The sequence below is a fragment of the Clostridium cylindrosporum DSM 605 genome (assembly GCF_001047375.1).
Taxonomy (GTDB): domain Bacteria; phylum Bacillota; class Clostridia; order Clostridiales; family Caloramatoraceae; genus Clostridium_AB; species Clostridium_AB cylindrosporum.
Window position 1 is genome coordinate 66714 of record NZ_LFVU01000026.1, and the last position, 25277, is coordinate 91990.

Here is a 25277-nt window from a genome sequence, read left to right on the forward strand (position 1 = left end):
TGGCTATATAAGATTTGAACTATAAAGGTTCGTCTTTATATAGCTTTTATTTATTTAAAGAGAAAAGTTTCATATTATAGGATAGATTTTACAATTTTTTACGTTATAAATAGTAAAGAGAAAATTGAGAGGAGGGAAAATCTTGATTTTTGATGATGACAATTTTATTGATGGCTTAAGAAATAGAAATGAAGATGCACTTGAGTACACAATTGATAGGTTTACGCCTATTGTTACTTCTGTTGTAGGAAAGGTTTTAGAATGTTATGGGAAAGAGACAAAGGAAGAGTGTATAAGTGATGTTTTTGTATCTGTTTGGTGGAATATTGAAAGGTTTAAGGGGGAAGGCACAGTCTTTAAAAACTGGATATGTGCTGTAGCAAGGTTCAAGGCTATAGATTATTACAGAAGATTTGCTAACAAAGAAAATGTTATAAGTATTAATACTACAGTTTCCCCAGATGTTTTAGATGAAATTATAACTAATGAAGATAGAAAAGAAGTTGTAGAGCTTCTAAATATACTTGTTCCAGAGGATAGAAAAATATTTTCTATGAGGTTTTTCTTAGGTATGAAGGTAAAGGAAATAGCACTACAGCTAAACCTTTCAGAGGCTATTGTAAGTAACCGCATATATAAGGGAAAGGAAAGAATAAAAAGATGTATTGAAATTGAAGCTAGAAAAGGTCAGGAACTAGAGGAGGTGGATGTAAGTGAAGGATAAAAGGGAATACAGTGATAACTATATATATGATATTTTAGATAACCTAGACCTAAATGAAATACCTGTAGAGAAAGAAAGTGAAGCTCAAGAATGTAATATTAATTCCATAAAATCAAATGTATTAGAAAAGATTAAACCAGAGGTTAAGAGTGAAAGTAATATAGTAAAGAGAGCTAAACTTAAGTGGAGTAGGTATGTAGTAGCAGCGTCTATATTCCTTGTAGCAATACTTGGAGTATTTATAGGAGGAGAGGTTTCAAAGGCACGTATAAGTCATAAGGATAATAGTACGTGGGAGTATGGAATGGATATTGATAGAGATGCCCTTAGAAAGTATTCAACCTCTCTTAATAAAGTAGTTACAGATAAGGGGATAAATATAAATATAAAAAATATATTAGTAGATGGAACTGCTATATGGATAAATTACGAAGTAAGTTCAGATAAATTTAACTTTAGTCATGATAAATGGCAGAGTGAAGGTTTTGAATTTCCAGAACTTGAAGTTAAAGTGAATGGAGTAAGTATAGGGCCTGGAGGTCTAGGTGCAGATTTAATAGATAAACACACATTAAATATTATGCAGGAATTGGAAGTGAAAAATATAGAGGTAAATGGTGAGTTAAGTGTAGATTTTAGTACTAAAGAAGTTATGGGAGTAAAGGGTAACTGGAGTACTAGTTTTAAAGTAGATGCTAAGGATATACTTGCTGAAACTAAGGAGTATAAAGTAGGGAAGATTTTTTATATAGATAAAAGTATAGTTATGATTAAATCTTTAGCTATAAGTCCAATTCAAACAACTATATACTATAACGCTATTGGTATTAGAAATGAAAGGGTGGACCTTATAGTGAAAAATGAAAATGGACTTGAACTTACACCCTTAGGATCAGGATATTCAGGAAAGTTTTTTAGAGGAAGTGGAGAAGTAAAGTTTTCAAGTGGCCATATTAAAGGAGATACGTTAATATTAACTCCCCAAATTCATATTCTTACTAAAAATGGTATGGAAACAAAGTTAAATGAAAGAAAAGTGATAAAGGTTAACATTAGTAAATAGATAAAAGGAGTATGTTTATGAGTAGTAAACATACTCCTTTTATTGCAGTGACAATTAATCTCCATATAAATTTTATGAATTTTATTATTATACGACATTGACATTCATTATCATTTGTTATATGCTTGGAAAGTAAAATTTATTTGGAGGGGTTCAAATGTTATTTATTATCTCTATTTTATTTGTGCTTATTTTAAGCGTTTTACTACATAAACAAATTAAAAAGCACGCTAATGTTTTTAATTTTATTACTATATTAATTTCAATTTCTTTTATTATTTTGCCTCAAATGAAACTAGATGCTTATATTCCTGAGGTTATAGATAAATATTTTATATCTATATTCTCTAGAGGTGCTGTTTCAACCGCTGCCTTCACTCTTGTAATGTATGCTGGGGCTTTAAATAGAAGGCTTTCTATAACTAAGACTTTAATGAGTATAAGAGCAGAGTTATCTATTATGGCATGTATTTTAACTTTAGGTCATAATATTTTGTTCGGAATGATTTTCTTCCCAAAGCTTTTTTTAGATCCAGGATCTATGCAGCCTCTTAAGTTAATTGCAACTATATTAACTTTAATAATGATATGTATAATGTTGCCTTTAATGATTACATCTTTTACTTCTGTAAGAAAGAGAATGTCTTATAAGAATTGGAAGAATCTACAACGTTTATCTTACTTATTTTATGGACTAATTTATGTTCACATAGCTTGTTTATTTATTCCTAAAATTCAAAAAGGAAAGTTTCTAGATATCACAATTTATACAGTTATCTTTTTAGCTTATGCTGTCTTACGTATATATAAGTATAGCGTCGATACAAAGAAAAAACAGAACACTAAAATTAAACTTCATGCATAAGGACTTAAATTTAATTTAAGTAAAGTGATACTTTAAAATAATCAGGAAAAACCTAAGAAAATTTATAACCCCATAAGTAAAATTAATTTGGAATTAGTATCCCAGTTTTACTTATGGGGTTAATTGTATTTTAGTTTCTTGTGTTAAGTTAGAAAGAGTAACATAAAACCTAATTCCTATAAATACACTAGGACTAATAGGAAAAAATATATTGACATGGAAATATATTGAAACTATAATTGATATAAAACCTAGTAAATGTATAGGGTAAATATGTATGTAAAAATTGTAAGTTATTTAGGAGGGATAGTATGGTGACTACAGTCTTATCTCCACAAGAAATAAGAATAGAAAGTGAAATTTCAAATAAATTAAACTTTATTAAAAAGAGTAGAGCAGAGAAGATACTAGATAGCTTTAAAGGTGAAAGACCAAGGATTGATGCCTATAGGGCCAAGTATTTTACTGAGTCATTTAAGGAGACAGAGGGAGAAGCTTTAATTCTTAGATGGGCAAAGGCCCTAAAAAGATATGCTGAGAAAGCTCCAGTTTATATTGATAAGGATCAATTGATAGTTGGGCGTTCAGGTTACCCAGGAAGATATGGACTTGTTTATCCAGAGCTTGATGGTGACTTTTTAGACATTGCGATTAAGGAACTACCTAAGAGGGAGACTTCTCCATTTAATATATCTAAGGAGGATGCAAGAATTCTAATTGAGGAGGTTGCTCCATACTGGAAGGGGAAGACTTTTCACGAGGACTTAGCTAAGGCATTATCAGATGAGACTATTAAGTACACATATAATCCTAATAATACATTAGAATCAAGATTTATAGTTAATGAAACCGCATCATTTCGTTCATCTATTCAGTGGGTACACGATTATGAGAAGGTTCTTAAACTTGGATATATAGAGATTAGGAATCAAGCATTAAAGGCCCTAGAGGAGCTTGATCCATTTAGCCCAGTTGATAATACAGAGAAGGCACCATTTCTTAATGCTATTGTTATAGTTTCAGATGCAATTATTCTTTGGGCAAGAAGACATGGAGACTTAGCTCTTGAATTATCAAAGAGGGAAAATGACTCTATAAGACGTGATGAGCTGAAAGTCATTGCTAGTAACTGCTACAGGGTTCCAGCATATCCTGCAGAAAGTTTCTATGAGGCTGTACAGTCACAGTGGTTTGTTCAGATGTTTTCAAGAATTGAACAGAAAACAGGAACAGTTATATCAAATGGAAGAATGGATCAGTATCTATATCCATACTACAAAAAGGATGTAGAATCTGGAGTTCTTACAGATGAAGGCGCTATTGAATTATTAGATTGTGTGTGGGTAGCTATGGCGCAGTTTATTGATCTGTATATATCACCTACAGGTGGTGCGTTTAATGAAGGATATGCACACTGGGAAGCGGTTACAATAGGTGGACAGACCAAAGAGGGGGTAGACGCTACTAACGACTTAACCTATTTATTCCTAGAGTCTAAGAAGAACTTCCCTCTTAACTATCCTGATTTAGCAGCTAGAATTCACACAAGGTCACCTATTAGGTATTTATATGAGGTTGCTGAAACTATTAAGGATGGATCAGGGTTTCCAAAGCTTATTAATGATGAGGAAGTGGTTCCACTTCTACTATCAAAGGGAGCAAGCTTCGATGAAGCCTATGACTATGCGGTATCAGGATGTGCAGAGTGCAGAATGCCAAATCGTGATACTTACACAAGTCCATGTGCATATATAAACTTTGCAGCTGCACTTGAAATGACCCTATATAATGGGAAGATGCAAAAGTATGGGGATGAGGTTATTGGACTTGAAACAGGGGACCCTAGAGAATTTAAATCCTTTGATGAGTTTTTTGATGCATATTTAAAGCAGCAAAAGAACTTCTTAAAGCATGCATTTATTCAGCAGCATGAAATTATTCGTTTAAGGGAGCAGCACTTTGCAGCACCACTTAGTTCATCTATGCATAGGCTTTGCTTAGAGAATTATAAGGATATTCATAGTGCTCATATTGAAGGTGGAATAGATCTTGGGTACTTTGAATTTATAGGATATGGAACTGTTATAGATTCACTATCTGCAGTTAAGAAGTTAGTGTTTGAGCATAAGAAAATTACTATAGATGAGCTGTTAGAGGCGACTCAGAATAACTTTGAAGGATATGAGGCAATTCGTCAACAGCTTTTAAGTGCACCTAGCTATGGTAATAATGATGAGTATGCAGATTCAATTGCAAAGAAACTAGATTATGAAGCTCTTAAGTTTACAGAAAAGTATTCTAAGGAACTAGGGGTGAACCTAGACCTTAGATATGTACCGTTTACTTCACATGTACCATTTGGAAAGGTAGTTAGTGCGACTCCTAATGGAAGATTTAGCTTTACTCCTTTAGCAGATGGTTCATCAGCATCACATGGTGCAGATGTAAATGGACCTACAGCGGTTCTACTATCTAATTTTGAATCTAAGAACTACGGAATTAAAAACCGTGCTGCAAGGCTTTTAAATATTAAGCTAACACCAAGCTGTGTAGATGGAGATGAGGGAACAGATAGACTAGTAGACCTTATAAGAACATGGTGTGATTTAAAGCTTTGGCATCTACAGTTTAACATCATTAATAAGGAAACTTTAATTGAAGCTAAGAAGAATCCAGAAGATTATTCTAATCTACTAGTTAGAGTAGCAGGATATAGTGCTTACTTTGTAGAGCTATCTGAGGATCTTCAAGATGATATTATAGCTAGAACAGAGCACAGAGCAATCTAAACAGAATTCTCGAATCCGAGGGAGGACATTATGTATAAGGAAAAAAGTGATAGCGCCTATGTTTTAAATATTCAACATTATTCATTACATGATGGACCTGGTATAAGAACTCTAGTGTTTTTAAAGGGATGTCCCCTTCGTTGTAGATGGTGTGCTAATCCAGAATCACAGTCAATAGAACCACAGGTTGCCTTTAACCATCTTAAGTGTATAGGGGAGAGGGAATGTGGAAGGTGCATAAAGGTTTGTGAAGGTGATTCTATACACTTTGATAAAGGGAAGGCTATTCTTAATCATAAAAGGTGTACAAACTGCTTAAAATGTGTAGATGCTTGTCCATCTGGCGCCATATCAGTATATGGGAAACTTATGAATTATAAAGAGGTTCTTAAGATAGTTGAAAAGGATTCAAACTTCTACGCTAGAAGTGGTGGAGGACTTACAATCAGTGGGGGAGAGCCTCTACTAAATGGAGATTTCACCATAAAGCTACTAAGGGAAGCTAGGAAAAGAAGAATTAATACAGCTATAGAAACCTCAGGCTATGGAGACTTCCAGGTCTTAAGCGAAATAGCAAAGCATCTTGATACAATTATATTTGATATAAAGTGTATAAGTGATGATCAGCATAAAAAGTACACAGGGGTTTCAAGAAACCTAATACTTGATAACTTTACAAGGTTATGCATAGAATATCCTCATCTTAAAAAGATAGTTAGAACACCTGTAATACCTGGCTTCAACGATAATGAGTACGAGATCTATAAAATTATAGATTTTCTATCAGGTAAAGAAAATATAAAGTATGAACTTCTTCAATATCACCGCTTTGGTGAGGCGAAGTATGGGTATATAGGAAAAGAGTATTTAATGGGGGATGTTACCTTAAGCGATGAGAAAATGGATGACTTAAGAAGAATGGTTAAAGAAAAATTTTAACATTTTATATTAATTTTATTTTATTGGGGTTATTGTATATTGAATCCTACTAAACATATATGTTTATAGTAAAAGATGTTTAGTACAGAATTTTAGGGGGATGGTTTTAAATGACTAAGTTAAGCGGGGATAAAGTAAGAGAGTTAGATGCTAAGTATAATCTGCATCCATGGATGAAGCAAAAAAACATGAATGCACTTCCAGTAGAAAGAGCAGAGGGGATTTACTACTGGGATTATGATGGCAACAAGTACTATGATATGTCTTCACAACTTGTAAATGTTAATCTAGGCTATGGCAACAAGGAGATAATCAATGCTATAAAGGAGCAGGTGGAAAGACTTCCATATATCGCTCCTGCATATGCAGAGGAGTCTAAGTCAAGGCTAGCTGAGGAATTAATTAAGATATCACCTAAGAATATGAGAAAGGTATTTTTCACATGTGGTGGTTCCGATGCTAATGAAAGTGCTATTAACATGGCAAGAACAGTAACAGGAAGAACAAAGATATTCTCAAGATACCGTAGCTATCATGGTTCAACTCTAGGTTCAGGTAATCTTTCAGGGGATCCTAGAAGATTTGCCCTTGAGAACCCAGCAGCAACTGGATTTATTAAGTTTTTTGATCCATATGTATATAGAGAGTATTTTAACTTTAGTAGTGATGAGGAGGCTTCAAACTACTACATTGCAAAGCTTAGGGAACAACTAACCTATGAAGGACCAGAAAATGTAGCTGCAATAATTGTAGAGTCTATAACTGGGGCTAATGGAGTTATCATTCCCCCAGATGGATACCTACAAGGAATCAGAAAGATTTGTGATGAGTTTGGAATTATTATGATTTGTGATGAGGTTATGGCTGGGTTTGGTCGTACTGGTAAAATGTTTGCATTTGAGAATTGGGGCATAGAACCAGACATAATAGTTTTCGCTAAGGGAGTAACCTGTGGCTATGTGCAACTAGGAGGAGTAATAGTTAACGAAAGAGTTGCAAAGCATTATGAGGATACTGTATTCCAATATGGTTTAACATACAGTGGACACCCACTAGGATGTGCAGCTGGTCTTGCATCAGTTAAGTACTATGAAGATGCGAATATACTTGAAAATGTAAACAAAGTAGGAAAGGTTCTAGGAGAGAGACTAGAGGAATTTAAGAGTAAATATAAAAGCGTTGGTGACGTTAGATATATAGGTTTATTCTCAGCTGTAGAACTAGTTAAGAACAAGGGAACAAAGGAACCACTAGTTCCATATGGTAGAGATCCTGAAGGGATAATTGGTAAGATTATATCTCTACTAAAGTCAAAGGGCTTCTCAACATTTGGTCGTGAAAACACAATCATTATTGCACCTCCACTTATTATTACAGAGGAGGAGCTTCTAGAGGCGTTAAAGATATTTGAGGAAGTGCTTGAGGTAGTGGACAGGGAATATATTTAGAGGTGAATAGTATGTGGAGTTATGAAGAGCCAGTAAAAATTATCTTTGGAAATGGTGTAATTAAAAAGCTAAATGAAGTCATAAAAGAAAATAAATATAAAAATGGGCTTTTAGTAAGTGATAAATACTTTCTAGAAAGTGGCTTTGTAGGAGAGGTGCTCCTTGATAATATGGGATGCATTAAAAATACTTTTTATGATATAGAGCCAAATCCAACAGTTAAAAACGTTGATAGCTGTGCCAAGTTAATAAGGGAAAATAACATTGAATTTATAGTAGCACTTGGAGGGGGAAGTGCCCTTGACTGTGCTAAGGCTGCAAGTGTAGTGGCATTAACTAATGACTCTATAACAAAATACCATGGCACAGGACTCCAAATTCCTGATAAGGGATTGCCTCTTATCGCTATTCCAACTACATCAGGAACAGGAAGTGAGGTTACAAGTGTTAGTGTATTAACTGATCATGATTTAGGAAGAAAGGCACCTATAGCATCAAAGTCTATGTACCCGAAAATAGCACTTGTTGATCCAGAGCTAACATACTCTATGCCAAAGAATGTAACAGCAAGTACAGGAATAGATGTACTATGTCATGCCCTTGAAGGTTTTTGGAGTAAAAATCATCAGCCTATATCAGATGCCTTAGCACTTTATGCAAGTCTTTTAGTTTTTAAGTATTTAGAAAGAGCATTTAAGAATGCTTATGATAAAGAGGCACGTGAAAAGCTTTCCGAAGCTTCTATTATCGCAGGGCTAGCATTTAATCTACCAAAAACAACAGCATCACATGCATGTTCTTTTCCACTAACTAATATTTATCATATACCCCATGGAGAAGCATGTGGATTAACCCTTGATTACTTTGTAAGACTTAATAAGGATGCAGAAAAGAGTAGACTAGAGGATTTTGCAAGAAGGATTGGGTTTAGGGATGCGAGTCACCTAGCAGATGAGATAAGAGAACTAAAAAAACGAGTAGGGCTATTAGTTGATCTAAAGCATCTAAGTCTAAGTGAAGAAGATATTGAGGATTTAGTTAATGAAAGTAAGCATCCAAATTTACTAAATAATCCTGTAGAGGTGACAGATGATGTACTACTTAAAATGTACAGGAGCTTAACTTAAGACATCTAAGGGGGATAATAGTATGGACAAGCTATCCAAGAGAAATGGAACTTTTGAGAGGGTTCTAACCCTTTCAACGGTTTTGATAATAATAGCTATTTGGTATATAACAACAAAACTAAACCTGGTGTCGGATACATTGGTTCCCTCACCGGGCAAGGTTATAAAGGCATTTATAGAAGTGCTACAAAATGGATATAAAGGTTCATCACTTCTAACTCATCTAGGGGTTAGTATGGAAAGACTATTAATTGCATTTATTTTAGCAGGAATCACAGCGATTCCACTGGGACTTTTAAGTGGATACAACAGCAAGATTCGAGCAATACTTGAGCCTATTATTGAGTTTTATAGACCACTACCACCACTTGCCTACTATACACTTTTAGTGCTTTGGATGGGTATTGATAATTCATCTAAGATCGCACTTTTATATTTGGCAAGCTTTGCCCCAATATTTATATCATGTATGTCAGCGGTGCTTAAGGTAAAAAAGGATTATATAAGTAGTGCAGATACACTTGGGGCATCAAGAAGCCAAGTATTTGCCCATGTTATATTTCCATCCTGTCTTCCTGATATATTCCTTGGGCTTAGAACAGCTATAGGGGTATCATATACAACACTAGTTGCAGCGGAAATGGTAGCTGCGGTATCAGGTATAGGATGGATGGTGCTAGATGCAAGTAAATTTTTAAGAAGTGACATTATATTTGTAGGAATTATTATCATGGGGCTAACTGGAATACTACTAGATAGAATTATTCGTTATATAGAAATAAAGGTTGTTCCATGGAAGGGTAAAGAATAACTTTTAGGGGGACTTTATATGAAAAGGATTAAAAAGTTTATTGGGGCTTCATTACTTTTAACTTTATCACTATCACTTGCTTCATGTGGAGTAAAAAGTGAAACTACTTCTTCAAAGGGAAATAATCTGCCTGAGGTAGTGAACATAGGAACTCAGCAAATGCCAAATGACGAGACAATAGCAAGGGCAAAGGGATTCTTTGAAAGTGAGCTTGGAGTTAAGGTAAATATAAAGGAGTTTGATTCAGGTAAGGACGTTAATACTGCACTTGCATCAAAAAGTATAGATTTTGGACTTCTTGGAACAACACCAGCAACTATAAGTTTAGCTAGTGGGATTCCAGTAGAGGTTATATGGATTCATGACGTTATAGGTGAGGTTGAATCACTTGCAGTTAGAAATAAATCAAATATAAAATCAGTAGCAGAACTTAAGGGCAAGAGAATAGCAGTTCCATTTGGTTCAACTGCACACTACAGCCTTCTAAGAGGACTTAAGCTAAATAATCTTACAGAAAAGGATCTTACTATTCTAGATATGCAACCAGCTGATATAGTTGCAGCTTGGCAAAGAGGGGATATAGATGGTGCATATGTATGGCAACCAACACTTCAAAAACTTCTTGGGGATGGAAGTGTATTAGTTTCAAGTAAGAATCTTGCAGAAAAAGGTGCTGTAACAGCAGACATTGAGGTTGTTAGAAGTGAATTCTCAAAGAAGTATCCTGAAATAGTATCAAAGTATATAGGAATTCAACAAAAATCACATGAAATCTATGAAAGTAACCTAGATGATGCAGTAGAAACAGTATCAAAGGCTCTTCAAATTAGTAAAGATGAAAGCAGCAAACAAATAAAGGAATCAATTTGGGTATCAGCTAAGGAGCAGTTAAGCGACAAGTACTTTGGAACATCTAGCAATAAGGGTAACTTAGTTAATATTCTTAAGGATACAGCGGACTTTTTAGCAGACCAAAAGACTATACCATCTTCTCCAGATATAAAGGTTTTTGAAAATGCTGTTAATCCAAGCTACATTGAAAAAGCATTAAAGAAGTAAGATAACACAAGGAGTAAGGTTATGGGGAATGAAGAAATTAAAGATGATTATGTAATTACCTTAAAGGATATAAATTTAAAATATGAAGGTGAAAAGGGAGTAGTAACAGCTCTAGAAAATGTTAACCTAAACATAGAAAATGGAGAATTTATATGTGTTCTTGGGCCTTCAGGATGTGGGAAAAGCACTCTTTTAAAGATAATTGCAGGACTGCTTGCACCAAGTAGTGGTGAAGCAAAAATGGATCAGGGAATAATAAAGGGACCTGACTATAACCGAGGTGTTGTATTCCAAAACCCTACGCTTTATCCATGGCTGAACATTAGAGATAATGTAGGTTTTGGTCTCAAAATGAGAAAGTTCCCAAAGGAGGATATTGCAAGACGTACAAAACAGTATTTAGAGCTTGTAAACCTTTCAGAATTTGAAAAGCATAAGCCATATGAATTATCAGGTGGAATGAAGCAAAGAGCTTCACTTGCTAAGGTTTTAGTTAATAACCCTAGGGTAATTTTAATGGACGAGCCACTTGGTGCACTAGATGCATTAACAAGACAGAATATGCAAAGTCTAATTCGTAGTCTTTGGTGGAAGACTAATAAAACTGTGTTTTTAATTACACATGATGTAGATGAAGCATTATCCCTTGGTACAAGGGTTATAGTTATGTCCAGTAGACCAGGTAGGATAGTTAAGGAGTTTAAGACAGACTTTACCTACAACATAACCGGAGATAATGGAGATAGATGTAGGTATTCTGATCATTACCTAAAAATAAGAGAAGAGATTCTAAATCTTATTAATGATCAAGGAGATAAGTATGTAATATAAGGATGGGTTATTTAACCCATCCTTATTTATTATGTCGAATTATAACTGAATTTTAAGAATACTTTCACATAGAGTGCAGGGTTTAATCACACTACATTCACAAAGTAAGGTTAATATAAGGTACATAAAGCAAAGACGTAAAGAATTGAGTCATAAGAACTTATCTAAGTAGGTACCTGTGGAAATTCCACATGGTTATATTTATAAAATAAAAGGAGGATTTTAAATGAAAAGTATTAGTATTAAAAGTAGACTTGTTGCAGGATTAATGGTTCTAGGCATGGCAGGTGTTGCTCTATCAAGTGGTGTAGCACATGCTGCTGAGACCTCTAAAACTACTACTAAGTCAAAACCTCAGGTAGTGTCAAAGACAAAGGCAGCAGTAGCTTCTAAAGATAAGACAGGACAAAAGCCTTTAAAAGGTGGAGAAAAAGGTAGGGATGGACTTAAGACAAAGCTTGGTTCACTAGTTACATCGGGAACAATTACAGCTGACCAACAAACAGCAATTGAAAAGGCGTTAAAACCGACAGGTGAAGATAGAAAAGATCACAAGGATATAATAGCAACTAAACTTTCAGAGCTAGTAACTGCAGGAACAATAAGCACAGATCAAAAAACTGCAATAGAAAAATCTCTAGCTTCTGCTGAAAAAGGAAAAGGTGGATTTAAGACCCAATTAGATGCACTAGTAAAGGCAGGAACAATCACAGCTGACCAAGAGACAGCAATAGAAAAAGCTCTAACACCGAAAGATAAGGCTGGGAAGGTACAAGAGCATAAGGAAAGAATAACAAAGGCTCTTAGTGAGCTAGTTACAGCTGGAACAATTACAGCTGATAAGCAATCAGCATTAGTAAAAGCATTTGAATCTGCTAGTAAGGATAAGGGTGGTTTTAAGGCTCAGATAGATGCACTAGTTACAGCAGGAACAATAACAGCTGATCAAAAGACAGCAATTGAAAAGGCCCTAGCACCAAAAGATATGGCTGAGAAAATGCAAGAACATAAGGAAAGATTAACAAAGGTTCTTAGTGAACTAGTGGCAAAGGGAACAATTACAGCTGACCAACAAGCCGCAGTAGAAAAAGTTTTAACACCTTCTAAATAAAGATTAGCAATAAAAAGATAAGTATATTTTAAAATAATAAAGAATTTCCTGTCCTATATAACCTATTAAATAAATGTGTAATGTAAATTTAAAGAGTATGATACTTAAAAGTTTGGTATCATACTCTTTTAATATATGCATTATTATGAATAGGATTCTAAGTATTATTTACTTAAAAAAGCTTCCAAGTCATTTGTCCCAAGTGAACTTGTATAGGTTATAATATTACTCATAAGGCCTTCATAGGTATTTAAATTTCTTAAATTAAAATATGGATTCATAAAGTTTGTTAAGTAATTATAAAGTCCATTTAAGTTTTCATACCATATATTATAATTAACTTCCTGTACTGGATAGCATTCCTCTATTGAATTTTTGTATAGAATATTTGATAAGTACTGTATGTCTTCAGCTTCAGATAAAATATATGCCCCAAGAGTCCAGGCACCATAGGAGTTTATGTTTTGTAGCCGTTCTATTTCTTTATCTAGTAAATCAATAATCTTAGAAATCTTTATTCTTTCAAATGAAGTCATTGTACCCTTGGTAAGTGTATTTCTATTTGCAATAGTAAATGACTTTTCAATGGAAACTGCCCTTGTTATGTCCGTCCTAATACCATCACTTAAACTAGTATTGTCACCTAGTATTCGTGTTAGTATAGGAGGTTGAGGTTTATCCTTAACTTTAGCGTCATACTTATCCTTATATTCTTTATACTTATTAATGTTCTTATCTTTGTATTTTTTATATTTATTTTTTAATTTTTTCTTTTCTTTTTTAAATCTTTCAGTAGCCTCTTTATACTTATCTTGATTAAGAGGATTTTCATCTGGTGTAAATCCCTGAGTAGTGCTTGTTGATCCATTTGTAGAGGTAAGAGATGTTCCATCAATTGATCCAACAGTTAAGTCTATATCAATTAATTCAGTTTTATCTAGACCCAATTGATCTAAAAAGTTTATTTGATATGCTTTAAATGGAAAAAGCTTATCTCTCAGATGCTCTAATTCACATATTTTATGTTCTATATATCTTTGAGTTAATGGCTCCAGAATAAATATAACCATATAGTTATAATCATCAACCTTATTGAAAAAGCCTGTAAATCCAGAAAGGTCTTGGGAAGTATAATTAGCACTATCATTACCTATAAAACCTGATACAGAGTTAAAATCTGTAATTCTATTTTTTATATATGAAATGTCTTTATAGGGTTCTTCATTCTTTAGAATATAATTATTTTCAAGACCTACAATAACCTCAACACCGCTTTTCGTATAATTAAAAATATATACAATATTAGATGATGTATTGTACATATATGACATATTATTTGCTATTCTTTTTCCAATTGATTCATTATAAGTATAAAATGTATAGTTAATAAGTACTTCATTAATATCAGATACTTTATAATTATTAATTTTTAGTTGTACCTGCCTATCTACTATCTCTCTATATATTCTTATGAGTTTTTCAAGGTCATTAGAGTCGACTAAGGCAGTTATCCTACAATTCTCTATGCCAAGTTGAAGCTGATTATCTACACATTTTCTATATATTTTTAAAAACTTTTCTATATCATTATGATCATTTATATCAAAGTCCAAAATGCACCTTCTAAAATAATTGGTATCATTAATAATATATTAAGTTAATTTTAATATGTGATGGCAATTTATAAAGAATATTAGATATAAAAATTACAAAGCATAATACATAAGGCTAAAGTTTTAAGTAGGGATTTACCGAAAAGACAAATAAATTAAGAAATTTATAGAGGTGATTTTATGTCAGGATTAGTAGTTATAGGAGCTCAATGGGGAGATGAAGGTAAGGGGAAGATTACTGACTTTCTTGCAAGTGGTGCAGAATTAGTTATTAGATATCAAGGTGGAAACAATGCTGGACACACAGTAGAAGTAGGAGATAAGTCATACAAGCTTCATCTAATACCATCTGGAATTATTAATGAAGATTGTCTATGTATAATAGGTGATGGAGTAGTTATAGACCCTAAGGCTTTTATAGATGAAACTGAATATCTAGAAAGAGAAGGGCTAAGAGTTACACCAAGTAAACTTGCTATAAGCGATAGATCACATATAATTATGCCATACCATAAGGTTTTAGATGGAATAAGCGAAGAGAAAAGAGGAAGTCAAAGTATAGGTACTACTAAAAAAGGCATAGGACCTTGTTATATGGATAAACATGAAAGAAGCGGGATTAGGGTTTGTGACCTATTAAAACCTGAAGTTTTTAAGGAAAAGTTAAAGGCATCTCTTGAAATAAAAAATAGCATAATCAAAAATATCTATGGTGGAGAAGAGCTAGACTTTAATGAAATATATAATACATATATGGAATATGCTAAGATTTTGGTTCCATTTGTACGTGATACTACAGTTGAAGTCTACAAAGGAATTAAGAGCGGCAAGAAGGTTCTATTTGAAGGTGCTCAAGGAACACTTCTTGATGTAGATTATGGAACATACCCATATGTTACATCCTCCCACCCAATTTCAGGTGGAGTATGTGTAGGAGCAGGTGTTGGTCCTACTGCTATTAAGTCAGCAGTAGGGGTTTGTAAGGCTTACACAACAAGAGTTGGAGAAGGGCCATTCCCAACAGAGTTATTAGATGAAATGGGTGAGCATATTAGAGAAAAAGGATTTGAATATGGAACAACCACAGGAAGAAGTAGAAGATGTGGGTGGCTTGACCTTATAATTCTACAATACGCAGTTCGTATATCATCACTAACAAGCCTTGCAATAACAAAGCTTGATACATTGGCAGGGATTGATACCCTTAAAGTATGTGTAGGGTATGAGCTAAATGGAACTATGATAGACTACTTCCCAGCATCACTTGAGGACCTTGCACAGTGTAAGCCTGTTTATAAGGAATTCAAGGGATGGGATTCATCAGTTGCTAAGGCTAAAAGTTATAATGAACTTCCTAAAAATGCAAAGATTTATCTTAAATTCATAGAAGAGTTTACAGGATGCAAGATTTCAATTGTATCTGTAGGACCAAATAGAGAAGAGACTATATTAGTAGATGAGAGTCTATAATCAAGAGAGGTTGTCATGTTAATGACAGCCTTTTTTGTTTGTAGAATTATAGTTTACAATAAAATATTTAAATTAGGAGAAAATCAAAGAAAAGCCTATATTCTATAGGCTTATTTTGATTATAAGATTACATAATATTTGAAAAATACGCCTATTTTAGTAACCAATTTTTGAAAAGTAGAATATTGTATATCGAAAATAAGTAAAGGGAGTGGTTAACATGTACAACAACAATAATAATGATTTTAGAAATGAAGAGGACTTCAAAAAATACGATGACTTTAGAAAATACGATGATCACAAAAAATGCTATGATCACAAAAAGAAAGACTCTAAGTGTTGTGACGAATGTGTTAAAACACTAGCAGAACAACTTGAAAAGTATAAATGTGAGTATGTTGCTGTTTTTGAAAAGGATGCCGTTGTTATTGGAAGAGTAAAAGCTGTAATAAATGATTCAGTTCTTGTTTTAGTAGATGGAATTAAGTTTGTTGAGGGAATTCCTTTCTTCATTCCATTTGATAAGATCTTCATAAGTATCTGTGCAATTAAAGAGTTTATTCCTTTTACAGCTGATCAAGCTACAACTGCATTAGAAGGTATAAGAAACTCAGGAAGAAAGTGCCTACTATAAGTAATTAAGTATTGATCTGTTTTATAGAAAAGCCCTATTTTAGGGTTTTTCTTAATTTAAGATAGGTAATGAATAGTAAGATATATTTTTTACAAAATCTATTTAGCCTCTGTTAGATTAACCTAGAAAGCTATTAAGACTTAGACAATATAAGCATAATATATCAAAACTTACAAATAATAATCCTAAAGAATATTTAGGAGGATTGCACTAATGGCTAATATGAATTTCCCGACAAGTTTTCCAGCGCAAGTACAAGAAAGACACCCTGGAATTGAAAGTGAAATGAATCCAAGACCTATTTTTAAGGCTAATGGATATAACGTTATTGGAGAAAAGCTAAAGAATAAGATAGCTGTTATCACAGGTGGAGATAGTGGAATAGGTAGAGCAGTTGCATATGCTTTTTCAAAGCACGGAGCAAAGGTTAATATACTATATTTTGATGAGGATGTAGATGCTCTAGAAACTAAAAGTATAATAGAATCTGAGGGTGGAGAATGTAATCTATATAAAGGTGATATAGCAAATGAACAATACTGCATAAGTGTTATTGATGAAATAGGAAAAAAGTATGGCAATATAGATATACTAGTTAATAATTCTGCGGTTCAATATTCTAAGAATTCCATAGACCAAATAGATACAGATCAGATGCTAAGAACATTTGAGGTAAATGTATTTGCTAATTTCTACCTATCTAAGGCATCACTTAAGTATATGACTAGTGGGGCTTCAATAATTAATACATCATCTGTCACAGCTTTCCATGGTCATAAGACATTAATTGATTATTCATCTACTAAAGGTGCTATTACTAGTCTTACAAGGTCTTTATCTATGAATCTTGCAGATAAAGGTATAAGAGTAAATGCAGTTGCACCTGGACCAATATGGACACCTCTAATCCCATCTAGCTTTACATTAGAAGAGGTAAGTACATTTGGATCACAAACCCCGATGAAAAGAGCAGGTCAGCCAGTTGAAGTGGCAGGAGCGTACGTATTTTTAGCATCAGATGAAGCTTCATTTATAACTGGTCAAACAATACATATAAATGGTGGAGAGATAGTTAACGCCTAATACTCCTTTATAAATAGAATTGAAAAGTAAAAAGGTATGGGAAATTGTTTTGTTTCCCATACCATATGTGAAAGTTATAGTTCTTTTTTACTTATTTTTTTTATTACCTTTGTTATTAGCATTACTATTGGAATTGCTATTTTTATTATGTTTTCCATTACCATTGCCGTTATTATTAGCATTACTATAACTATTAGGATTACTTTTACCATTACCATTACTCTTCTTACTATTAGATTTATTATTTTTATTATTTGATGATTTCGTTTTTTCAAGTTTAGTTATTGTCTTTTTCTCAGCATCACTTTGTGTTTTAGCTACTGTATTAGTAGTAGTATTATTATCACTTAGTTTACTAGTAGTGTTATTTGATGAACCACTATTAGTTTTCTTAGCTTTATCATATAAAGGATCCTCGGCTTTAGTAATTACAGTACTTTTGCTTTTTAGAACCTTTATGTTGTTCATTATACTTTTTACACTTTCATCTTTGTACTTCTCTATGGTAGCGCTTGAATCAAGGGCTTGAAGTTTTTTTATTAAGTTAAGCTTTCCAGGAGTAATATTATATGCTTTTGCCTCATCATGAAGAGAAAGAGGAACATTTTCTTTATGTATAATTGCAGTTTTCAAAGTTTTCCTTAAAGCTTCTGTTGCTCCAGTTTCTGATTCTGCTTGAAGTTTTATAGAGGTGTTTTTATTATCTGTTTCTGATGTAAAAGAAACAACTGTTGAGCCATTAACTTCTATATAATTATTGTGTATAGCAGATAAGAGAACTGTATTAACAGCCTTCTTTACATTAAGTCCTGTTACCTTTAGACCATGTAATATCTTATTACCATCATCATTAAAGCTTTTAGCCTTTACGACTTTGCCAAATCCGTTTACACCAAGCTCAATGCTTGGATTAATGTCTATACTAAGATATGATGTTGGTGTTTTATAGTAGGCATATGTCATGCTACTTCCACAAACAAGTAAAATAGCCATACAAGTAGCAAGTACAAGTTTTTTTCCCATGGGAAATATGTTCCACTTTATAAACTTGAATGTTTTAGTATTTTGTTCTTTTTGTAGCGCGTCTTTTAAATATAATTCAGTTTTCTTTACTAAGGCATCTTCAGCTTTAATTTGGTTTAACGCAGATTTAAAACGCGTATTCATGTTCCTTACCCCCTAATTTTTGTCTAATAATTAGTCTTGCCCTATGTAATTGAGAATATATTGTGTTTTCTCTTTTTTTTAGTAACTTCGCCATTTCAGGTACAGTGTACCCTTCATAATAATGTAGATAGATAACGTCCTTATATTTTTGTGGAATTGATAAAACTATCTGCATAAGCTCATTTTCAGATTTATCTTCAAAGGGTATGTCTATACCCTCAATAGAGTCTATATTTTTTCTCCAAAAGCTTTTTAAGGTATCTTTGCACTTATTAATCGTTACCCTTATTAGCCACGCTTTCTCATGTTTATCACTTTCAAAGGGGGTTTTCCTTTGTAACATCTTTAGGAATACTTCTTGAAATATATCATCAACATCTGTACTGTTGTTTAGATATAAAAAGCAAATTCTACGCACCATGTCTGAATACTTAGTTAGCGCTATTTCTATTATGTCGTTTATTTCAAACGCTGTTGACTCCATTTGCTCACTCCCTCCTATATATAATACGAATGAAGATGATGAATCCTTGCATAAAATTTTAAAAAACATATAAAAAATTTATTACGCAAACTGTCCTGTAATTATATCCATATATTTAATAGGATTTCAAAGGAATATAGGGGTGTAAAGTGTAAAAAATGGAAAAGAGCTATATTCTATAAAGCTTCATCTAGATTTAAAAGATAACTATTATATGGGGAAAAGTTAATAAAGAATAAACTGCTAATACATACTTATTAGCAGTTTACTATATTGAAAAGAAGGTAGAGATTGGATTTTAAAATAGAAAGATATAAGGGTTCAATAGGTATTAATACCTTATATAATATTTTAATAATTGAAAAATTGTTACTATTTGTTAGGAACTATTTTTTATTTCGGTGATACAATAGTAATAGGCAGATTTATTTATCCAATGACTTAATTCTGCTAAGCTATCGGACAAGGACTTATAAGAATCAATAGGAGTTAAAGTTTTCTATTATTCAAGAGTTCTGTTTATAAAATATTTTAGGGGATGATTGTATTGTTAGCACAGGAAGTTCTCGATCTGGCTCGGGAGCTTAGAGATTACATTATAGGTATCAGAAGACAGGTTCACGAAAATCCTGAACTTGGTTTTAAGGAGTTTAAAACATCAAAGCTTATTGAGGAAGAACTTCTAAAAATAGGTTTTGATCATGTTGAAGAGGTTGGTGGAACTGGAGTCCTTGGGGTTTTAAAGGGACTTAAAGAAGAAGAAAATGATAGGTGTATACTTTTAAGAGCAGACATAGATGCTCTTCCTATTCAAGAGGAAACAGGAGAGCCTTATCAGTCAAAGATTAAAGGAGTTATGCATGCTTGTGGACATGATTCACATATTGCTTGGACACTTGGAGCAGCTAAAATACTTTATCTTTTAAGACATAGGTTTTCAGGAACAGTTAAATTTCTATTCCAGCCATGTGAGGAAGGTGGAGGAATAAAGGCAGTTGAAAGGGTTTTAGATGATGGTGTAATGGAAGACCCAAAGGTTACAGCATCCCTTGCAGGTCATATCTGGCCAAATCTTAAATCAGGGGAGATTGGGATAGCTAGAAGATGTGCAATGGCATGTTCAACTAACTTTAGCATAAAGGTTAAGGGAAAGGGTGGACATGGTGCCACACCAGATAAGACAGTAGACCCTATATCAATTGGGCATCAGATTTATGGTTCAATAGAGGCTATAGTTACAAGAAGAGAATCTCAAGTTGAACCGATAGTTGTATCTATATGTTCAATGAATGCTGGTGGAGACAGGTTTAATATTATTCCTGAGGAATGCAATATGAAGGGAATAATAAGAAGCTGTGATCCGGATATAAATGAGAGAATAAGTGAAAAGATAAAGAAGATATCAAATTCAATAGCAGAAGCTAATGAGGGTGAGGTAGAATTCTTTAGTGAACTTTCCTATTATCCAGTTATAAATGATAAGGAAATGATTAAAAGATTCTGTGACTCATGTAGGGACATGGTAGCTAAGGAAAAGATAAAGCTTATAGAAAAACCTGCAATGACAGGGGAGAACTTCTCTTGTTTCTCAAGACTAGTTCCATCACTATATGCTTATATTGGAACATATAACGAAGGTGCAGGGGCAGTAGAATGTCTTCATAGCCCAAAGTTTAGAATAGATGAAAAGGTAGTTCCATTAGCATCAGCAGTTTTTGCAAGGGTTATAATAGACTACTTAAAGGAAGGACACGCGAGTTAGCGTGTTCTTTTTATGTGGGATAGGGTGTCTTGCAGTAGTGGTGATTGTATCTAAAACCACGAGTCCTTCGAGGAGAACTTCTAATCCTCACAAATGCCTGAAAAAAACTTTAAATTTTTTTTGGAAAATGTGTTGACTTTTATTATACGATATTGTATTATAAATCTTGTCGAAGGGCACAAGCCCTGGTGACTAAGGATATGGCCCCTTGGTCAAGCGGTTAAGACACCACCCTTTCACGGTGGTAACAGGGGTTCGATTCCCCTAGGGGTCACCATTATTTTGGAAGCATAGCTCAGCTGGGAGAGCACCTGCCTTACAAGCAGGGGGTCACAGGTTCGATCCCTGTTGTTTCCACCACAAATGGCCCAGTAGCTCAGTTGGTTAGAGTGCTGGCCTGTCACGCCAGAGGTCGAGGGTTCGAGCCCCTTCTGGGTCGCCATTTGTGCCGGCATAGCTCAGTTGGTAGAGCAACTGACTTGTAATCAGTAGGTCGTGGGTTCAAATCCTATTGCCGGCTCCAAAAAGTCCATCTCGTATGAGATGGACTTTTTTATTTTGATTCATAATAAGTTTATAAAAGTGCATATGTAAGTAGTTCTTTACTTACAAAATAGCTAAATGCAAATAAGATTATTGCACCTAATGTATATACAACATATCTACTATTTTTTGTATCTAAATTCTTAAAATAGTCTTTAATTGAATTAACCATTATATATCCCCCCTATTTATAAGTAATTACATTATATATTTTTATGGAATATATTTCAAATAATCATTAGTAGAAGAGTATTAGGAACTTAGTGAATGTAAATTCTAAAATAAAGAAGGTGTCTAAGAGAATTTTCTCTAACACCTTCTTATTTGTTATAAGTATAAAATATATTTTCTAGGATAACTTAGGAAAGTATGTATTAGGGGAATCAAATACAAATCTACCTTCATTGAATCCCATGTTATTTTTCATCTTAACCTCAAATTTATGTAAAACTCCAGTTAGTATAGTTCTTTCATTTTCATCAACGGTAAATTCAATACCATATTCATATAGGTCTCCGTGCACCTCTTCTATCCATTTAGGACATCCATATACATTGATTTCCTCTGCCAAAATTTCTGTTTTAAACTGTAATATAATATTATTCTTTATAGGAAGTCTTATAGTAGAAATAAATCTTAAGCCCCCTGGACCCATATCCTTTATCAGGGCTTTTGTATATCCTAAGTTCACCTTTTTATCATTAATTGTTAAAACCGTCATATCAACTTCTAGTAAGTTTATAAAGTTAATTCTAAAAAAATTCCGCCTTCCCTCAATTGCAGGGTTTTTCACATTAATTGGATTTAATTTTTTCTTAGATAATATTTTTTCGAATTCTTGTATAGGCGTTGGTTCTATGTACAAATAGCCTTGCCCTGTATGACAATTTAACTTTTTTAAATAGTGCAATTGTTCATCAGTTTCAATTCCCTCTGCCACTAGTTTAACTTTAAGTTCTTGGGCCATTTTAATTAAACTTTCAATAATTATATCGCTAGTTTTATCTATAGTAACATTTTTGATAAAAGAACTATCTATCTTTAAAATATCTATATTAAGCGAGTTTAGATATTGTAGGGATGAATAACTCCTTCCAAAGTTATTAAGGGCTACTTGTATTCCATAGGCCCTTAAGCATTTGATATTATGCATTATTTCTTCTTTATTTTCAAATAGTATGCTTTCTATAATTTCTATAATTAGAAAATTAGGATTTAATTTAAATTCATCTATTATATTTTTAACATTCTCTAGGAAGTTCTTTTGTTGTAAATGAATACTTGAATAATTAATAGATATCTTTATAGCTGGTAACCCAGAATCAATCCATTTTCTATATGTGTCACATATATCTCTTAGTAACCAATTTCCCATGTCAATAATAAATCCTGTTTCATCTGCTATAGATATAAATTCAGAGGGGAACACTAAACCCCATGTTGGATGATCCCAGCGAATTAATGCTTCAGCTGCTAATATTTCATTGTTTTTTAGTTTAATAATTGGTTGATAATAGACTTTAAACTCACCATTTTTAATAGCTTTTAGAAAGTCATTTCGAAGTATGAATTGCTTGTAACTTTGGATATTCATTTTAGGGGAATAAAACTTATAACTATTTTTTGCCTCGGTTTTAGCTCTAATTAAAGCCCTATTTGCATAGTTTTTTAAAGATTCATGATCCTTTCCATCTTCAGGGAAGATACTTACTCCCATACTTACAGTAATGTTTAAATTATGTTGATTTATTATAAAGGGATTTGAAAATAAATCAATAACCTTTTTAGCTACCCATTCATATTCCCCTATATTACCTAGCCCTGGCACAATAATAGCAAATTGGTCTCCAAAGTAACGAGAAATAAATATATCCTCACCTAGGAACATCTTTAATCTATAAGCGATTTCTACTAGAAGATTATCTCCTATACTATAACCTAAAGCATCATTTATATATTTAAATCCATCAACATTTAACATCATTAAAGCAAAGGATCTTTCTTTTTCTCTAAATTCTTCACATTGTAGTTTAATTTGTTTTCTAAAAAAGGCACGATGAGGGAGCTTTGTTAAATAATCATGATTAGAAATGAATTCAATTTTTTTCTCCATTTCCTCTTTTGATAAGTTAAAGTTTTCTTGAGGGTTATCCTTTGGATAAATCAAATCATTATTTTTATTATCTTTTTTTAATGAGTTATTGTAAATTGAGGTCATCTATATTCTCCCTTGTGGATTTTCAAGTTAATTATATTTTATTACTTTATTATATTAAAATATTTACCTAATATGTACCATGTTACCAATAAGGCTCATACTCAGTCAAGCTATATAAATTGACTTTATTGTCATTAATGTGATAGAATTCACGTGAAAATTAAATTCTCAAATAATGGTTCATTTTAAATTTTAATTTATTATGATAATATGGAATTAGGTTGAAATCCTAAGCGGTCCTGCCGCCGTATTGACGGAGCTACCTTCATTAAGCCCACTGAGCATAGTGCTTGGGAAGGGGAAGGGATGCGATGATGTCTGAGCCGGAATACATGCCATTATTTTCTAGGGGAATTTCCTCTAGAGAACTATTAATTCACAGAGTATGAAGAAATAGTTTGCTTACAATAAGGATATGCTTATACCCGTTTTTGGTATAGGTGTAGATATTTTTTGCAATTATTATGTTTCAGCTTTGGTTGGAACATTTTTTTGTACCAAATTTCAAAATAAAATAGGAATAAGTGCAAATGTAAGTGAGTCACTTAATTAGGAAGCAGGTGGGAATCCTGCACTGTCCCGCAACTGTATTAGAAGAGTACAAGTAATTATGCCACTGGGAAACTGGGAAGGCTACTTTGTATGATGAGGCTTAAGTCAGGATATTAATATTTTGCATTTTATATTCTCTACGATGGATAGGGGGTGTAGTAGGTAGTTTTATACCTTTTTCTACACTTATCTCTATGATAGGTGTATTTTTGTTTCTAATTAATAATTGGAGGTTAAACATGGGAAAGATAGATTTTAAAAAGCTAATTTTAAGGTGCTTTTCACTTATGGCATTAATCTTAGTAGTTCCTATTATGAATGCTAATGCTATGCATATAATGGAAGGTTACCTGCCACCTGTTTGGAGTATTAGCTGGGGAGTTCTATGTATACCCTTCATAGTTTTAGGATTTTTATCTATTAAGAAGAAGGTTTCTAATTCTTCTAGGATGCTTTTAATTCTAGCTATGTGTGGGGCATTTGCATTTGTACTGTCATCCCTTAAGATTCCATCAGTTACTGGAAGTTGTTCACATCCAACTGGTGTAGGTCTTGGAACGGTATTATTCGGACCACTTGCTATGTCGGTTATTGGCGTTATAGTTCTTTTGTTTCAGGCAATTTTACTTGCACATGGAGGGATTACAACTCTTGGGGCCAATACATTCTCTATGGCAATCGCAGGACCTTTCATAGCATATGGAGTGTACATTCTATGTAAAAGGGTAGGAGTTAAAAAGGAGATAGGTGTTTTCTTTGCAGCTTTTCTAGGTGATATATTTACATACATGGTGACTTCAGGACAACTTGCACTTGCATTTCCAGATGCAACCGGTGGAGTAATAGGGTCCCTAGTTAAGTTTTTAGGTATATTCGCTATAACTCAACTTCCTTTAGCTATGATCGAAGGGTTACTAACTGTAATAGTGTACAATGGAATCCAAAAGTACTGTTCAGATGAGCTGAATATGTTATCAGTATAAT

The 25277-nt window shown here is 33.2% G+C and carries 21 protein-coding genes, 4 tRNA genes and 2 riboswitches; of the genes, 20 read left to right on the plus strand and 5 right to left on the minus strand.

Annotated elements, in window-relative coordinates:
* Positions 1-142 precede the first annotated feature (142 nt).
* From CLCY_RS07270 to CLCY_RS07320, 11 genes are all read left to right on the plus strand, one after another.
* Positions 143-724: a sigma-70 family RNA polymerase sigma factor gene (locus tag CLCY_RS07270; protein WP_048570464.1), complete on the plus strand. Its 582-nt coding sequence runs from the start codon at positions 143-145 to the stop codon at positions 722-724.
* Positions 714-1787, plus strand: a complete 1074-nt coding sequence (locus CLCY_RS07275; protein WP_048570465.1) for a DUF4179 domain-containing protein — start codon at positions 714-716, stop codon at positions 1785-1787. The genes CLCY_RS07270 and CLCY_RS07275 overlap by 11 nt, the downstream gene beginning before the upstream one ends.
* A gap of 157 nt (positions 1788-1944) precedes the next feature.
* Positions 1945-2652, plus strand: a complete 708-nt coding sequence (locus tag CLCY_RS07280) for a ferric reductase-like transmembrane domain-containing protein (RefSeq protein WP_048570466.1) — start codon at positions 1945-1947, stop codon at positions 2650-2652.
* A gap of 311 nt (positions 2653-2963) precedes the next feature.
* Entirely contained in the window at positions 2964-5441 is a 2478-nt protein-coding gene (hpsG, locus tag CLCY_RS07285) for a (2S)-3-sulfopropanediol dehydratase (RefSeq protein ID WP_048570467.1), read from the plus strand.
* Between the two features lie 30 nt (positions 5442-5471).
* Complete coding sequence (hpsH, locus tag CLCY_RS07290) at positions 5472-6380, plus strand: (2S)-3-sulfopropanediol dehydratase activating enzyme (protein ID WP_048570468.1); 909 nt, start codon at positions 5472-5474, stop codon at positions 6378-6380.
* A 110-nt stretch (positions 6381-6490) separates the two neighbouring features.
* Entirely contained in the window at positions 6491-7828 is a 1338-nt protein-coding gene (locus CLCY_RS07295) for an aminotransferase class III-fold pyridoxal phosphate-dependent enzyme (RefSeq protein ID WP_048570469.1), read from the plus strand.
* 11 nt (positions 7829-7839) lie between these two features.
* Positions 7840-8955, plus strand: a complete 1116-nt coding sequence (locus CLCY_RS07300) for an iron-containing alcohol dehydrogenase family protein (RefSeq protein WP_048570470.1) — start codon at positions 7840-7842, stop codon at positions 8953-8955.
* 22 nt (positions 8956-8977) lie between these two features.
* Positions 8978-9766 carry an ABC transporter permease gene (locus CLCY_RS07305; RefSeq protein ID WP_048570471.1) on the plus strand — a complete coding sequence of 263 codons (789 nt, stop codon included), beginning with the start codon at positions 8978-8980 and terminating at the stop codon, positions 9764-9766.
* 18 nt (positions 9767-9784) lie between these two features.
* Complete coding sequence (locus CLCY_RS07310) at positions 9785-10825, plus strand: taurine ABC transporter substrate-binding protein (protein ID WP_048570472.1); 1041 nt, start codon at positions 9785-9787, stop codon at positions 10823-10825.
* 21 nt (positions 10826-10846) lie between these two features.
* Positions 10847-11656 carry an ABC transporter ATP-binding protein gene (locus tag CLCY_RS07315; RefSeq protein WP_048570473.1) on the plus strand — a complete coding sequence of 270 codons (810 nt, stop codon included), beginning with the start codon at positions 10847-10849 and terminating at the stop codon, positions 11654-11656.
* A 226-nt stretch (positions 11657-11882) separates the two neighbouring features.
* The gene (locus CLCY_RS07320) at positions 11883-12767 is read left to right on the plus strand and encodes a hypothetical protein (protein ID WP_048570474.1); all 885 of its coding nucleotides are present in this window, start codon (positions 11883-11885) and stop codon (positions 12765-12767) included.
* A 164-nt stretch (positions 12768-12931) separates the two neighbouring features.
* Here CLCY_RS07320 and CLCY_RS07325 read toward each other — a convergent pair whose 3' ends face one another.
* Positions 12932-14380 (minus strand): hypothetical protein, encoded by a 1449-nt coding sequence (locus CLCY_RS07325; RefSeq protein ID WP_048570475.1) that lies wholly within the window; start codon positions 14378-14380, stop codon positions 12932-12934.
* A 180-nt stretch (positions 14381-14560) separates the two neighbouring features.
* On the opposite strand from CLCY_RS07325, the gene CLCY_RS07330 reads away from it, so the two are divergent.
* From CLCY_RS07330 to CLCY_RS07340, 3 genes are all read left to right on the plus strand, one after another.
* Complete coding sequence (locus CLCY_RS07330; RefSeq protein ID WP_048570476.1) at positions 14561-15850, plus strand: adenylosuccinate synthase; 1290 nt, start codon at positions 14561-14563, stop codon at positions 15848-15850.
* 220 nt (positions 15851-16070) lie between these two features.
* Positions 16071-16484, plus strand: coding sequence for a hypothetical protein (locus tag CLCY_RS07335; RefSeq protein WP_048570477.1), 414 nt, complete (start codon positions 16071-16073; stop codon positions 16482-16484).
* Between the two features lie 222 nt (positions 16485-16706).
* The gene (locus CLCY_RS07340) at positions 16707-17567 is read left to right on the plus strand and encodes an SDR family oxidoreductase (protein ID WP_048570668.1); all 861 of its coding nucleotides are present in this window, start codon (positions 16707-16709) and stop codon (positions 17565-17567) included.
* Between the two features lie 87 nt (positions 17568-17654).
* Here CLCY_RS07340 and CLCY_RS07345 read toward each other — a convergent pair whose 3' ends face one another.
* Together CLCY_RS07345 and CLCY_RS07350 are read right to left on the minus strand one after the other, a co-directional pair.
* A complete protein-coding gene (locus tag CLCY_RS07345) occupies positions 17655-18734 on the minus strand; it encodes an anti-sigma-I factor RsgI family protein (protein WP_048570478.1) in 1080 nt (359 codons plus the stop codon).
* Positions 18718-19218, minus strand: coding sequence for an RNA polymerase sigma factor (locus tag CLCY_RS07350; protein WP_048570479.1), 501 nt, complete (start codon positions 19216-19218; stop codon positions 18718-18720). Before CLCY_RS07350 ends, CLCY_RS07345 begins: the two co-directional genes overlap by 17 nt.
* 547 nt (positions 19219-19765) lie before the next feature.
* On the opposite strand from CLCY_RS07350, the gene CLCY_RS07355 reads away from it, so the two are divergent.
* From CLCY_RS07355 to CLCY_RS07375, 5 genes are all read left to right on the plus strand, one after another.
* Complete coding sequence (locus CLCY_RS07355) at positions 19766-20980, plus strand: M20 metallopeptidase family protein (protein ID WP_048570480.1); 1215 nt, start codon at positions 19766-19768, stop codon at positions 20978-20980.
* Positions 20981-21182: 202 nt separating this feature from the next.
* Positions 21183-21257, plus strand: a tRNA-Glu gene (locus CLCY_RS07360).
* Positions 21258-21264: 7 nt separating this feature from the next.
* Positions 21265-21340, plus strand: a tRNA-Val gene (locus CLCY_RS07365).
* A gap of 5 nt (positions 21341-21345) precedes the next feature.
* Positions 21346-21422: transfer RNA gene (locus CLCY_RS07370), tRNA-Asp, on the plus strand.
* 5 nt (positions 21423-21427) lie between these two features.
* A tRNA-Thr gene (locus CLCY_RS07375) sits at positions 21428-21503 on the plus strand.
* A gap of 51 nt (positions 21504-21554) precedes the next feature.
* Here the strand turns inward: CLCY_RS07375 and CLCY_RS13775 are convergent.
* Both CLCY_RS13775 and CLCY_RS07380 read right to left on the minus strand, forming a co-directional pair.
* Positions 21555-21695 carry a hypothetical protein gene (locus tag CLCY_RS13775; protein WP_161797117.1) on the minus strand — a complete coding sequence of 47 codons (141 nt, stop codon included), beginning with the start codon at positions 21693-21695 and terminating at the stop codon, positions 21555-21557.
* Positions 21696-21872: 177 nt separating this feature from the next.
* On the minus strand, positions 21873-23741 hold the full coding sequence (locus CLCY_RS07380) for a bifunctional diguanylate cyclase/phosphodiesterase (protein WP_048570481.1): 1869 nt from the start codon (positions 23739-23741) through the stop codon (positions 21873-21875).
* 159 nt (positions 23742-23900) lie between these two features.
* Positions 23901-24095: riboswitch (cobalamin riboswitch) on the plus strand.
* A 160-nt stretch (positions 24096-24255) separates the two neighbouring features.
* Positions 24256-24429: riboswitch (cobalamin riboswitch) on the plus strand.
* A gap of 103 nt (positions 24430-24532) precedes the next feature.
* On the opposite strand from CLCY_RS07380, the gene CLCY_RS07385 reads away from it, so the two are divergent.
* Positions 24533-25276: an energy-coupling factor ABC transporter permease gene (locus CLCY_RS07385; RefSeq protein WP_048570482.1), complete on the plus strand. Its 744-nt coding sequence runs from the start codon at positions 24533-24535 to the stop codon at positions 25274-25276.
* Position 25277: the final 1 nt, after the last annotated feature.